This window comes from Xanthomonas rydalmerensis (assembly GCF_033170385.1).
Taxonomy (GTDB): domain Bacteria; phylum Pseudomonadota; class Gammaproteobacteria; order Xanthomonadales; family Xanthomonadaceae; genus Xanthomonas_A; species Xanthomonas_A rydalmerensis.
Genome location: NZ_CP126170.1, coordinates 4,166,163 through 4,178,125, shown reverse-complemented (window position 1 = coordinate 4,178,125; position 11,963 = coordinate 4,166,163). Strand labels below are relative to the sequence as shown.

The 11,963-nt window shown below is 71.3% G+C and carries 11 protein-coding genes and 1 other RNA gene; 6 read left to right on the top strand and 6 right to left on the bottom strand.

All coding sequences use genetic code 11. The annotated features are described in order from the left end of the window. The first annotated feature begins 14 nt into the window (after nt 1–14). From kdpC to QN245_RS17740, 3 genes are all read left to right on the top strand, one after another. Nucleotides 15–638 (top strand): potassium-transporting ATPase subunit KdpC, encoded by a 624-nt coding sequence (gene kdpC / locus QN245_RS17750; protein ID WP_425612884.1) that lies wholly within the window; start codon nt 15–17, stop codon nt 636–638. A 66-nt stretch (nt 639–704) separates the two neighbouring features. After that, nucleotides 705–3,383 (top strand): sensor histidine kinase, encoded by a 2,679-nt coding sequence (locus QN245_RS17745; protein ID WP_160966595.1) that lies wholly within the window; start codon nt 705–707, stop codon nt 3,381–3,383. Continuing rightward, nucleotides 3,373–4,101, top strand: coding sequence for a response regulator (locus QN245_RS17740; RefSeq protein WP_160966597.1), 729 nt, complete (start codon nt 3,373–3,375; stop codon nt 4,099–4,101). The genes QN245_RS17745 and QN245_RS17740 overlap by 11 nt, the downstream gene beginning before the upstream one ends. Before the next feature lie 236 nt (nt 4,102–4,337). On the opposite strand, the gene QN245_RS17735 is transcribed toward QN245_RS17740, so the two are convergent. From QN245_RS17735 to QN245_RS17720, 4 genes are read right to left on the bottom strand one after another with little or no spacing between them, the layout of a single operon-like run. Further along, nucleotides 4,338–5,723 carry an FAD-binding oxidoreductase gene (locus QN245_RS17735; protein WP_317843787.1) on the bottom strand — a complete coding sequence of 462 codons (1,386 nt, stop codon included), beginning with the start codon at nt 5,721–5,723 and terminating at the stop codon, nt 4,338–4,340. Continuing rightward, a complete protein-coding gene (locus QN245_RS17730; protein ID WP_317843786.1) occupies nt 5,720–6,271 on the bottom strand; it encodes a metal-dependent hydrolase in 552 nt (183 codons plus the stop codon). Before QN245_RS17730 ends, QN245_RS17735 begins: the two co-directional genes overlap by 4 nt. Nucleotide 6,272: 1 nt before the next feature. Beyond that, the gene (locus QN245_RS17725; RefSeq protein WP_184448379.1) at nt 6,273–6,641 is read right to left on the bottom strand and encodes a YraN family protein; all 369 of its coding nucleotides are present in this window, start codon (nt 6,639–6,641) and stop codon (nt 6,273–6,275) included. Then, nucleotides 6,631–8,355: a penicillin-binding protein activator gene (locus QN245_RS17720; protein ID WP_317843785.1), complete on the bottom strand. Its 1,725-nt coding sequence runs from the start codon at nt 8,353–8,355 to the stop codon at nt 6,631–6,633. Before QN245_RS17720 ends, QN245_RS17725 begins: the two co-directional genes overlap by 11 nt. An 80-nt stretch (nt 8,356–8,435) precedes the next feature. Between QN245_RS17720 and rsmI the strand changes: the two genes are divergently transcribed. Continuing rightward, on the top strand, nt 8,436–9,260 hold the full coding sequence (gene rsmI, locus QN245_RS17715) for a 16S rRNA (cytidine(1402)-2'-O)-methyltransferase (protein ID WP_160966607.1): 825 nt from the start codon (nt 8,436–8,438) through the stop codon (nt 9,258–9,260). Between the two features lie 85 nt (nt 9,261–9,345). Next, the gene (locus QN245_RS17710; protein ID WP_317843784.1) at nt 9,346–9,774 is read left to right on the top strand and encodes a GFA family protein; all 429 of its coding nucleotides are present in this window, start codon (nt 9,346–9,348) and stop codon (nt 9,772–9,774) included. Between the two features lie 65 nt (nt 9,775–9,839). On the opposite strand, the gene rnpB is transcribed toward QN245_RS17710, so the two are convergent. Further along, an RNA gene (gene rnpB / locus QN245_RS17705) (RNase P RNA component class A) lies at nt 9,840–10,206 on the bottom strand. Between the two features lie 207 nt (nt 10,207–10,413). Continuing rightward, entirely contained in the window at nt 10,414–11,178 is a 765-nt protein-coding gene (locus tag QN245_RS17700; RefSeq protein WP_317843783.1) for an NRDE family protein, read from the bottom strand. Nucleotides 11,179–11,549: 371 nt separating this feature from the next. Here QN245_RS17700 and QN245_RS17695 point away from each other — a divergent pair, with 371 nt between their 5' ends. Then, entirely contained in the window at nt 11,550–11,951 is a 402-nt protein-coding gene (locus QN245_RS17695; RefSeq protein ID WP_010344444.1) for a division/cell wall cluster transcriptional repressor MraZ, read from the top strand. The last annotated feature ends 12 nt before the right edge of the window (nt 11,952–11,963 follow it).

Below are 11,963 nucleotides of genomic sequence, written 5' to 3'. Positions count from 1 at the left end.
CCGGAATCGCTCCCATGACCGTGTCTTCCGTTTCTCCCCGCGAGCCGATGCGCTGGCGCGCCGTGCTGGTGCTGCCGTTGCTGGTGCTCGCGTCCGCGGCGCTGTACTCGTTGCTGGCCACCGTGCTGGCCGGCGCGCTGTTCCCCGCGCAGGCCAACGGCAGCCTGCACACCCACGCTGGCCGCGTGGTCGGCTCGGCGCTGGTGGCGCAGCCGTTCGCCGCCGCGGGCTACTTCCAGCCGCGTCCGTCCGGCGCCAAGTACGACCCGATGTCGGCGGCCGGCAGCAACCAGGCGCGCAGCAACCCCGACCTGCGCAAGCGCCTGGACGACACCCGCCAGGCGGTGGCCGCGCGCGAAGGCATCGACCCGGCGCAGGTGCCGGACGATCTGGTCACCCAGTCCGGCAGCGGCATGGACCCGGACATCAGCGTCGATGCGGCGCAGATCCAGGTGGCGCGCGTCGCCGCCGCGCGCGGCCTGCCGCCGCAGACCGTCGCCGCCCTGGTCGCCGCACAGACCCAGCCGCGCCAGTTCGGCGTGCTGGGCGAGCCGCGGGTGAATGTGCTGGCGCTGAATTTGGCCTTGGACGCGGACGGGAATGGGGAAACGGGAATCGGGAATGGGCAAAAGCAGTAGAGCGCATGGCCTGACGCTGTACGCTTCGCGAATCCCCAATTTCGAATCCCCAATCCCGGCCCTTCGATGCCCGACCCCCGCACCCAACAGGCCGACGCCCTGATCGGCGAACTGCAGCGCGAGCGCGGCGGGCGACTGACCGTGTTCCTCGGCGCGGCGCCAGGGGTCGGCAAGACCTACGCGATGCTGTCGCGCGCGCGGCAGTTGCAGCAGCAGGGCAGCAACCTGGTGGTCGGTGTGGTCGAGACCCACGGCCGCGCCGAGACCGCGGCACTGCTGGAGGGCCTCACCGTGCAGCCGCGGCGGCGCCTGGAGTACCGCGGCCGCACCCTCGACGAGATGGACCTGGATGCGCTGTTGGCGCTGCGCCCACCGCTGGTGCTGGTGGACGAGCTGGCCCATCGCAACGCGCCCGGCAGCCGCCACGAGCGGCGCTGGCAGGACGTGCAGGAATTGCTCGACGCCGGCATCGACGTCTACAGCACGGTCAACATCCAGCACCTGGAGAGCCTCAACGACGTGGTCCACCGCATCACCGGCGTGCGCGTGAGCGAGACCGTGCCCGATGCGATCTTCGACCGCCTGCGCGACATCGTGCTGGTCGACCTGCCGCCGCGCGAACTGATCGAGCGCCTGCAGCAGGGCAAGGTCTACCTGCCCGAGCAGGCCGGGCAGGCGCTGCAGGCGTTCTTCTCGCCGTCGAACCTGGCCGCGCTGCGCGAACTGGCGATGCAGACCGCCGCCGACCGCGTCGACAACGATCTGCGCGATGTGCAGGCCGCGCAGGGCCGCACCAGCGTGGCGCTGCGGCGCACGGTGATGGTGGCGATCGACGGGCGCGGCCAGTCCGACTACCTGGTGCGGGTGGCGCGGCGCCTGGCCGAGCGCCGCGGCGCGCCGTGGACCGTGGTCACCGTGCAGACCCAGGCGCAGCCCGACGCCGACTGGCAACTGGAGATCGACCGCGCCTTCGCGCTGGCGCGTCGGCTCGGCGGCGACGCCGCGCTGCTGCACGGCGCCAACGTCGCCGATACCTTGCTCGACCATGCCGCGCGCAGCGGCGTGTCCACGCTGGTGCTGGGGCGCACCCGCGAGCGTCCGCTGGCGCGGATGATCAACCGCACCCTGACCCAGCAACTGCTGCAACGCGGCGCGCACTACGAGTTGGTGATCATCAGTTCGCCGGAAGCGCGCGCCCGCGCGCGGCGGCGCTGGCGCAGTCCGGGGCATTGGCTGTCGCGCGACGACCTGGTGTTCGCCACGCTGGCCTCCGTCCTGGCGGTGGTGGTGGCCTGGGTCGCCGAACGTTGGGTCGGTATCGACGACCTGTCGATGGTGTTCATCGTCGCGGTGGTGATGGTGGCGTCGAAGACACGAATGGCCGCGGCGGTACTGGCGGCGCTGCTGAGCTTCTTCAGCTACAACTTCTTCTTCATCGAGCCGCGCTTCACCTTCCAGATCGGCGCGCGCCAGGGCGTGGTCACGGTGCTGCTGTTCCTGGTCGCCGCGCTGGTCGCCGGGCGCCTGGCCTCGCGCCTGCGCATGCAGGTGCTGGCGCTGCGTGCGGTCAATGCGCAGACCACCGCACTGCAGCGGCTGGGCCGCGAACTGACCAGCGCCGCCGACCTCGGCCAGGTGCTGGAGGCCGGGCGCCGCGCGCTCGCCGGTACGCTCGACGCCGAGGCCTGGTTGCGCCTGCAGCCGCTGGAGCGCGCCCATGACGGCGCCGACGACTACGCGCCGACGATGGCCGCGGTGGACCGCAGCGCCGCCGACTGGGCGCAGCGCCACGGCCAGGCCACCGGTCGCTTCACCGATACGCTGGCCGGCGCGAGCTGGTGGTTCCTGCCGGTGCGCCACGAGCGCGGCACCATCGGCGTGGTCGGGCTGCGCTTCGGCGCCGGCGTGCAGCGCCCTGGCCTGGAGCAGCAGCGCCTGGCCGAGGCGATGGTCGAGGACATCGGCCAGGCCGCGCTGCGCACGCGCCTGGTCGCCGACCTGGAGAGTGCGCGGGTCAGCGGCGAGACCGAGCGGCTGCGTTCGGCGCTGCTGTCCTCGGTCTCACACGACCTGCGCTCGCCGCTGGCGGCGATGATCGGCGCGGCCAGCAGCCTGTCCAGTTACGGCCAGGCGATGGACGCGGAGGATCGCCGCAGCCTGCTCGAGACGATCCAACTGGAAGGCGAGCGCCTGGATCGCTACATCCAGAACCTGCTGGACATGACCCGGCTCGGCCACACCGGGCTGACCTTGAACCGCGACTGGATCGGCGTGGACGAACTGATCGGCTCGGCCGCGCGGCGCCTGCAGCGCTACCAGCCGCAGGTGCGCCTGGACATCGCCCTGGCCGCGGACCTGCCGACGCTGTGGGTGCACCCGGCGCTGGTCGAGCAGGCGATCTTCAACGTGCTGGAGAACGCGGCCAAGTTCTCGCCGGCGGATGCGGCGATCCGCGTCGCCGCGGGCATGGTCGAGGGCCGCCTGCGCATCGACATCAGCGACCGCGGCCCGGGCATTCCCGAGGACGAGCGCGCGCGCATCTTCGATATGTTCTACAGCGTCGAGCGCGGCGACCGCGGCCGCCACGGCACCGGCCTGGGCCTGACCATCTGCCAGGGCATGATCGGCGCGCACGGCGGCAGCGTCGAGGCGCTGCCCGGCCCCGATGGTCGTGGCACCACAATCCGCATTACCCTGCCGCTCATCGAACCCGCCGCGCCGCCGTCCCGCCCCGATGCCGACTGAGTCCCACGCCGATCCGATTCCGCCGCCGCGCGTGCTGGTCATCGACGACGAGCCGCAGATCCGCCGGTTCCTCGACATCAGCCTGCGCGCGCAGGGCTACCGCGTGCTGCAGGCGGACACCGGCGCCGCCGGCCTGGCGCAACTGGCCGCGCACGGCGCCGAACTGGTGGTGCTGGACATCGGCCTGCCCGACCAGGACGGGCACAGCGTGCTGCGCGAACTGCGGCAATGGTCGTCGGTGCCGGTAATCATGCTGACCGTGCGTGCCGGCGAGGACGAGAAGGTGCAGGCGCTGGACGCCGGTGCCAACGACTACGTGACCAAACCGTTCGGCGTGCAGGAGCTGATGGCGCGCATCCGCGTGCTGCTGCGCATGCAACCGGTGGCCGGCGAGGCCGAGCCGGTGTTCGACGACGGCCACCTGCACATCCACCTGGGCCTGCGCGAGGTGCGCCTGGACGGCGAGGCGCTGCCGCTCAGCCGCAAGGAGTACGCGCTGCTCGCGCTGCTGCTGCGGCACAGCGGCCGCGTGGTGACACAGCCGCAACTGCTGCGCGAACTGTGGGGTCCCACCCACCAGGACGACACGCATTACCTGCGCATCCTGGTCGGCAAGCTGCGGCAGAAACTCGGCGACAGCGCGGTGGCCCCGCGCTACATCGCCACCGAGCCGGGCGTGGGGTTGCGCTTCATCGGCGTGCAGTGTCCGTCCGCGTGATGTGTCGCGTCGGCCTTGCCCGGTGTTCGTTGGAGCGGCTGCAGCCGCGACCCCGCGTTTTCGGTAAGGCCCGTCGCGACTGAAGTCGCTCCACAGGGCGTATCGCGACGGACACAGCCCGACAGCGACGGAAATCAGGATTAGGTCGACGTTGCAATGGATCCGCACGCGAAAGACGCTGTTACGAATCCCGAATCCCGAATCCCGAATCCCGAATCCCGAATCCCGAATCCCGCTCAAGCCTCCGGCAACACCTTCCCCGGATTGAGAATCCCATCCGGATCCAGTGCCCGCTTGATCGCGCGCATCGCGTCCAGGGTGGCGGCGTCGAAGGCCTGATCCATGTAGTCGCGCTTGGCCACGCCGATGCCGTGTTCGCCCGACAGCGTGCCTTCCAGCGACAGCACCAGGGCAAACAGCCGCGGCAGGGCGGCCTGCGCGCGCGCAGTCTCGTCGGCATCGTCGGGCGCGTACATGATGTTGACGTGGAGGTTGCCGTTGCCGGCATGGCCGAAGGCGACGATCGGCAGGTCGAACTCGGCGGCCAGCGCTTCCACACCGGCAACCAACTCGGGGATGCGCGACACCGGCACCACCACGTCTTCGTTGATCTTGCCGGGCCGGATCGTGCGCAGCGCCGGCGACAGCGCGCGGCGCGCGGCCCACAGGCGGTCGCGTGCGCTGCCGTCGGCGGCCACGTCCAGGGCCAGCAGGCCGTCGCCCTCGGCCGCCGCGCCCAGCGCCTGCAGCGCGTAGGGCAGGGTGTCGTGGTCGCCGTCGGCCTCGATCAGCAGCATCGCGCCGGCCTCGGGCACGTCGCTGCCGTTGCGACGCAGCAGCGCGATCGCGCTGCGGTCCATGAATTCCAGCATGGTCGGCGTGCTCGGCTGCGCCATCAGCCGCGACACCGCCGCGGCGGCACCGGCGGCGTCGCGGTACAGCGCGCGCAGGCCGGCCTGCGCCAGCGGCCGCGGCGACAGCTTCAGCGTCGCTTCCACGATCAGCGCCAGGGTGCCTTCGCTGCCGACCAGCAAGTGGGTCAGGTCGTAGCCGGTGGCGTCCTTGGTGTAGGCGCCGCCGCAGCGGATCAGCTCGCCGCTGCCGGTCACCGCGACCACGCCGAGCACGTTGTCGCGGGTGGCGCCGTACTTCACCGCGCGCGGCCCGCCTGCGTTGGTGGAGAGGTTGCCGCCGACGCTGCAGATCTCCGCGCTGGACGGATCCGGTGGCCAGAACAGCCCGTGCGGCGCCAGCGCCTGCTGCAGGTCGCCGTTGAGCACGCCGGGTTCGACCACCGCGCAGCGGTCGGCCGGGCGCAACTGCACGATGCGGTTCATGCGCGCGAACGACAGCACCACGCCGCCGCTGAACGGCACCGCGGCGCCGGCGGTGCCGGTGCCGGCGCCGCGCGCCACCAGTGGCACGCGGTGCGCACGGCAGGCGCGCACGATCGCCTGCACCTGCTCGCGGGTCTGCGGCAGTGCCACCGCGTCGGCCAATGCCCAGCGCCGCGAATCGTCCTCGCCGTAGCTGCGGCGGCTGTCGGCATCGGTGCGCCAACCGTCGGCGCCGAGCAGCGCGGCGAGGGTGTCGGTGAGTGCGGCGGGGAGGGGTGTGGTCATGGCGAAGGCGGTGAAGAGGGAGCGGAGGGCGAGGGCGGCTGCAGCAGTTTCCAGGTGAGCACCGCCAGCGCCAGCGGCAGCCACACCCAGCGCAGCTCGGACCACAGCGTGGCCATGCCGCGCGCGCTGAAGAAGCCGTTGGCGAACGGCGAGACCCGGATCGGCCGCCACGGCGCAAACCAGCGCTGCTCGCTCCACGGCCAGGCCAGGGCCACGCCGAGGCCGCCGGAGGTCATCGCATCGAGCAGTGGATGCGAGGCGGTGCAGACGAACATCCAGACGGCCGCCTGCAACGCGCCGGCGCGCAAGGGACGGTGCAGCAATCCGCCGAGCACGCCCAGCACCGCCGCGAACAAGAGCGAGTGGCTGGCGCCGCGATGACCGAAAGCGTCGGCGTAGGGGATGTGCAGGGCGAAGCCGAGCACGTCGGCGTCGGGCAGCATCGCCGCGACGATGCCGGCGCCGAGCAGGCGCGTGGAGATGCGCCCGCGGTCGGCGGCGGCCCACAGCGCCAGCGGCACTGCGGCGTGGGTGAAGATGCTCGGCATCTCAGCAATCCTCGGCGCGGAACGCGTCGCGCAGCCAGGTCAGCCGCGGCGGATCGCCCTCGGCCTCGACCACGTCGAAACGGCACGGCCAGGTGGCGTACTGCGGATGCGCGGCCAGGAACAGTTGCGCCGCCAGCAGCAGGCGGCGGCGCTTGCGCAGGTCGACCGAGGCCGCGCCGCCGCCGAACGCGCTGCTGCGCCGGTAGCGCACTTCGACGAACACCAGGCTCTGCGCCTGCTGCATCACCAGGTCCAGCTCGCCGCCGCGGAAGGCGACGTTGGCGGCGATCAGGCGGAGGCCGGCGCGCTCCAGTTCGGCGCGCGCCGCCGCTTCCACCGCGTTGCCGCGTCGGCGCCGCTCAGTTTCCATCGGGCAGCGGGGTCGGGCGCCCGCCGCTGAAGGTGGACCAGGCCGGGGTGCGCACGATGTTGCCGAAGCCGTCCAGGTGCAGCACGCCGGTGGCGCCGCGCAGGCCGCTGTCCTTGCCGGTCGCCAGCTTTTCCAGGTACGCGGTGATCTGCCAGGCGTCGTAGCCGAAGGCGAACAGGCGCGCGGCCGGGCCGCGCGCGGTCGGCAGCATGTCGGCCACGCTGGTCGCCGCCGGCAGGCCGCCGACGCCACGCACGTTCCACAGTTCGCTCGGGTAGACGATGCCGTCCAGTACCAGGTCGTCCTCCGGCTTGCCGGTGCCCAGCACCAGCTGCGAGGTCGCCACCCGGGTCTTGCCGGCGAAACCGGCCAGCGCCAACTGCGGCGCCAGCACGCGGGCGGTGTTGCCCTTCACTGCCAGCAGCACCGAGTCGGCGGCACCGGCGTTGCGCAGCTGCGCGCCGATGTCGCCCGGGGTGTCGGCCACGCTGACGCTGCCGGCGACCTTGCCGCCGCGCTCGCTGAAGCGGTCGCGGAACGCGGCCACCGCGCGGCGGCCGTTGTCGTCGTTGCTGCCGATCACCAGCGTGTTGCGGCGCTCGTGCGCCAGCAGGTACTCGGCGGCGGCGATGCCGTCGTCTTCCGGCGCCAGCGAGAAACCGGCGCTGCCGCCCGGCGGCGCGTGAGTGCCGCGGTTCAGCGCCAGCAACGGCACCGGCAGCGCGTCGCGCCCGAACAGCGCGGTGACCTCGTCGCGGCCGAGTGGGCCGACCACGAAATCGGCGCCGCCGTCGACCGCCTTCTGGTAGGCGGCCAGCGCCCCGGCCGGGGTGCCGGTGGTGTCGATGAAGTCGATCGCAGGACGGCGGCGGGTCTCGCCGTAGTAGCCGGCGAGCAGGCCGTCGCGCACCGGCGCGGCCGCGGTGGCCAGGCTGCCGCTCAGCGGTAGCAGCACCGCCAGCTTGGCCGGCGGGCGGTAGCCGTCACGCTCGGCCGGCGGCCGCTTGCTGGTGTCGAAGCCCCACTGCTCGCCGCGGTCGAACGGACGCGGCAGCGCCAGGCCGCGGCTCAGCAGCGCGCGGCCGACGAAGTTGTACAGCGGGTCGCCGGCCGGCAGCGCGGCGGCGCGCGCCTGCAGGGTGGCGTCGTTGAGCGTTGCGAGCTGGCGCACGATGGCGCGCTGGTTGTCGCTGCGCGCCTGGCCGCTGAGGCCGTTGTCGGCGCGGGCACGCTCGTCCAGCGCGGCGGTGGCATCGCCGGTGCCTTCCAGCGCCTGCGCGCGGGCCAGGTGCCAGCGCGCGCGCAGGTTCTGCGGCACCGCCTGCGGATCGCTGCCCAGCGCCTGCAACGCCTTGGCCGGCTGGCGGTCGGCCAGGGCCAGTTCGGCCTCGACCAGCGCCACCCGCACCTTGCTCAGCGGCGGCAACTGCCGCACCTGCACCTGTGCCAGCAGGCTGCGCGCGCGCGCGGCGTCGCCGGCCTCGTACCAGGCGAAGGCGGCGTCGCCCAGCAACTGGTTGCGCTCGCTGCCGGTGGCGCCGGCGGCCTGCGCCTCGAGCTGCTGCGCCGCGTCCCGCGGCTTGCCCTGGTCCAGCAGCGCCAGCGCCGCCGATTGGGCCGGCGAGGCGCTCGGCGTCACGCTGGAGGTGGCGCAGCCGGCGATGAGCAACGCCAGCAGCGACAGGGCGGAAATCCTTGCGAATCGCTTGTTCATTTCTGGTCCATTCGGCTGGGCACGCCGGGCGCGCCGGGGAAAACCGCTACGATTCTACCCTTGACCATGGAAAGCCGTAGATGAGCGCCCAGCCCGGAACCCTGCATGTCGTCGCCACGCCGATCGGCAATCTCGCCGACCTGACGCCGCGCGCCCAGGAGACGCTGCGCTCGGTGGCGGCGATCTGTGCCGAGGACACCCGCCGCAGCGGCCAGTTGCTGGCCCACTTCGGCATCGAGCGGCCGCTGCTGGCGCTGCACGAACACAACGAGGAGGCGCTGTCCCAGCGCATCGTCGCGCGCCTGCTGGAGGGCCAGTCGCTGGCCCTGGTCAGCGACGCCGGCACCCCGCTGGTCAGCGACCCCGGCTACCGCCTGGTGCGCGCGGCGCGCGCGGCCGGAGTGCGGGTCAGTCCGGTGCCCGGCGCCTGTGCGGTGATCGCCGCGCTCAGCGTGGCCGGCCTGCCCAGCGACCGCTTCGCCTTCGAGGGCTTCCTGCCGGCCAAGGCCTCGGCGCGCCGCGAGCGCCTGCTGCGTCTGGCCGGCGAGCCGCGCACCCTGGTGTTCTACGAAGCCTCGCACCGCATCGCCGAGTCCCTGGCCGACTGCCGCGCTGCTTTCGGGGATGCCCGCCCGGCGGTGCTGGCGCGCGAACTGACCAAGCTGTTCGAGACCGTGCTCGACGGGACCCTGGCCGACCTGCACGCCCGGGTCGAGGCCGACGACAACCAGCGCAAGGGCGAGTTCGTGCTGATGGTGCAGGGCGCCGGCGACGACGCCGACGCGCAACTGGCCGAGGGCCGCCGCGTCTACGCCAAGCTCAGCGAGCACCTGCCGCCGTCCACCGCCGCCAAGCTGGCCGCCGAACTGACCGGTGCTTCGCGAAAGGCCTTGTACGGCGGCTGACGTGGCAGTAGGCCGGGCGTTCGGCACCACCCGTGCCAGGCTGTAGCGGCGTTCCATTTCTGCTTCTTTGATGAAAGGGCACACCATGAGCACAGCAGTTGCGAAGGAGCAGGGCGCGTGTCTCTGCGGCGCCGTTCGGCTGCAGGCGACGTTTTCCGCCCGCGAAATGGGGGCGTGTCACTGTTCGATGTGCCGTCGCTGGTCCGGCGGCGTATTCCTCGCGGTGGAATGCCGCGACGTCGAGGTCGAGAACGCAGAGAACGTGGGCGTGTATGCCTCGTCCGAATGGGGGGAGCGGTGCTTCTGCAAGGTCTGCGGCAGTACGCTGATGTGGCGGTCCAAGGACGGGACGCACCACGCGCTGTCCGTTCACCTCTTCGAGGATCCTTCCGGCTTCGCGTTGACGTCGCAAATCTTCATCGACGAAAAGTCGGCCAGCTACTCGTTCGCCGAACCCACCAGGAACATGACCGGCCCCGAATTCGTCGCCATGGTGACTGGCGCAGCGCAATAGTGGCCCGTCTGGACAGGCCGGGCGGCTGTCCCCGGCCAGCGGTGGGCAGGGGGCGTAGAAAAAAGCGGCGGAGCCGGCCGATAAGCCGGGTTCTGTCGTGGACAGTCATTCTTCTAGGCGCACCGTCACCGGTACGCTCGAGCAACCTACCCGGACCCGACGCGGGCCGCGCCATGAGGTCCCTATTTGGTCTTGCTCCAGGTGGGGTTTGCCGTGCCGGTCCGTTACCGGACTCGCGGTGCGCTCTTACCGCACCATTTCACCCTTACCGGCCTGCTTGCGCAGACGTAGGCGGTATCTTTCTGTTGCACTAGTCCGTCGGCTCGCGCCGCCCAGGCGTTACCTGGCACCTTGCCCTATGGAGCCCGGACTTTCCTCGGCATCCCGCCGCACCGAAGTGCGAGGGGATGACGCGACTGTCTGGCCGACTCCGCCGCGCGCATTGTCGCATGTTAAGCCGGAGCCCGGGATTCGGGATTCGGGATTCGGGATTTTTCCGCGAGTGCAGGGCGGTTGCGATTGCATTGTGGGAGGGACTGAAGTTCCTCCCACGAAAATCGCCGCTTTTTGTATCAGGTCGCTGACAGCGATTTCGCGCCTCATCCCATGCTTCCCGAATCCCGAATCCCGAATCCCGGGTCACGAGTCCCGGTTCTCCAGCCGCGTCTCCCCCAGGAACACCCCATCCGGGCCGAACCGGCGCTCGTGGATCCAGCCGTGGCCGGCGGCGTCCACCGCGACGATGGTGCTGGCGCGGGTGCCGTAGTCGTGGCCGCGGATGAAGGCCGGCGACAGCCGCCGCTCCAGTTCCGGGCCGACCCCGGTGTCGGGCAGGTCGGCCGGGTCGGCCAGGGTCTCGTCGGCCAGCGCCCGCCACAGCGGCGCCAGGTCGTCGTCGCCGGCCGCGATCCAGGCGGTCACGGCAGTGCGCAGGCGCAGGGTCTTCGGCCAGGGCGCGTCCAGCGCGCCGTTGGACATGCCGTGCACGCCGGGCGCCAGGGCGCTGCGGCCGGGCGGGTGGTTGCCGACGTAGGCGGCGCCGGCGGCATCGGCCAGCAGCAGGTTGAACGGCGGATAGGCGTCGGCGCGCGCCGCCAGTGCCTCGGCGAAGGCGGCGGCCGGCTGCGCGCCAGTCAGGTAGTCGGCGATCAGGGCGCCGCGCGAAGCGCCGGACATCGACGCCAGCGGGTCGCGCACATTGGTGACCACGGCGCAGCGGCCGGCCTCGTCCAGCCCCACCCAGGTACCCCCGGAACGCAGGTCGCGCCCGGCCAGCAGGCGTTGCGCCGGGGCCGGCCAGCGCTGCAGCGGCGCGGTCGGGCGGGCGTGGAATTCGTCGCGGTTGCCGACCAGCAGCAAGCGCCATCGCGGGTGCGCAGCGTGCGCGAGAACGACCAGACACATGCGCCGCAGTGTGCGCGCTTGCGCAACCGGGTGCGAGTCCATGTGCCGTGTCGACGGCCGGTGACGATGGCCTTAACGCCCCGTACACAGGCCTGAATTTCCGTTCAATCTCAAAATTTGAGACGAAACAGTAACTTGTGGATAAGCCTTGAACAAGTCTCTAAAGATTGCTGCAAACCATTGATCCCGCTAGCGATTTGCCGCTCGCAAAGTTGTTGACAACCTGTTGCGCGCTGCTAAGGTGGGCACTTGAGGGGAAACCGGGTTTTTTGTGGTTTTTCGTGGTTCAATGACCGCCCAGGCGGATTCGGAAAGGTGCAGGCGTCGTGTTTCAGGGCGAGACCGCAATCACTGTGGACGACAAGGGGCGTATGGCGGTTCCCACCGCGTACCGCGACCTCGTCGCGCGCGTGAGCGGCAATCGGCTGGTGCTGACCTACAACCCGTTCGAGGCCGGCTGCCTGTGGCTGTATGCGGAGAAGGAGTGGGAGCGGGTCCGTGACGACGTCATGGCCAAGCCCAACACCCAGCGCGTGGTGCGGGTCCTGCAGCAGAAGCTGGTGGGTTCGTCGGCGGCGCTGGAGCTGGATGCCAACGCCCGCATCACCATTCCGCCGAGCCATCGCGCCGCGGTGGGCATTGAAAAGCGCGCCGTGCTGTTGGGCATGGGCGACAAGTTCGAACTGTGGAGCGAGCAGGCTCATCGCGCACTGATCCAGCAGACATTGTCTGACGAGGATCTGGGCGATGGATTGCTCGATCTGAAGTTGTGAGTCGGGGTGTCC

Coding starts and splice junctions, on each gene's coding strand:
- QN245_RS17700 (WP_317843783.1), bottom strand. CDS start 11,178: ATGTGTCTGGTCGTTCTCGCGCACGCTGCGCACCCGCGATGGCGCTTG.
- QN245_RS17735 (WP_317843787.1), bottom strand. CDS start 5,723: ATGACCACACCCCTCCCCGCCGCACTCACCGACACCCTCGCCGCGCTG.
- QN245_RS17745 (WP_160966595.1), top strand. CDS start 705: ATGCCCGACCCCCGCACCCAACAGGCCGACGCCCTGATCGGCGAACTG.
- QN245_RS17695 (WP_010344444.1), top strand. CDS start 11,550: ATGGCGGTTCCCACCGCGTACCGCGACCTCGTCGCGCGCGTGAGCGGC.
- rsmI (WP_160966607.1), top strand. CDS start 8,436: ATGAGCGCCCAGCCCGGAACCCTGCATGTCGTCGCCACGCCGATCGGC.
- QN245_RS17730 (WP_317843786.1), bottom strand. CDS start 6,271: ATGCCGAGCATCTTCACCCACGCCGCAGTGCCGCTGGCGCTGTGGGCC.
- QN245_RS17740 (WP_160966597.1), top strand. CDS start 3,373: ATGCCGACTGAGTCCCACGCCGATCCGATTCCGCCGCCGCGCGTGCTG.
- QN245_RS17710 (WP_317843784.1), top strand. CDS start 9,346: ATGAGCACAGCAGTTGCGAAGGAGCAGGGCGCGTGTCTCTGCGGCGCC.
- QN245_RS17720 (WP_317843785.1), bottom strand. CDS start 8,355: ATGAACAAGCGATTCGCAAGGATTTCCGCCCTGTCGCTGCTGGCGTTG.
- QN245_RS17725 (WP_184448379.1), bottom strand. CDS start 6,641: ATGGAAACTGAGCGGCGCCGACGCGGCAACGCGGTGGAAGCGGCGGCG.
- kdpC (WP_425612884.1), top strand. CDS start 15: ATGACCGTGTCTTCCGTTTCTCCCCGCGAGCCGATGCGCTGGCGCGCC.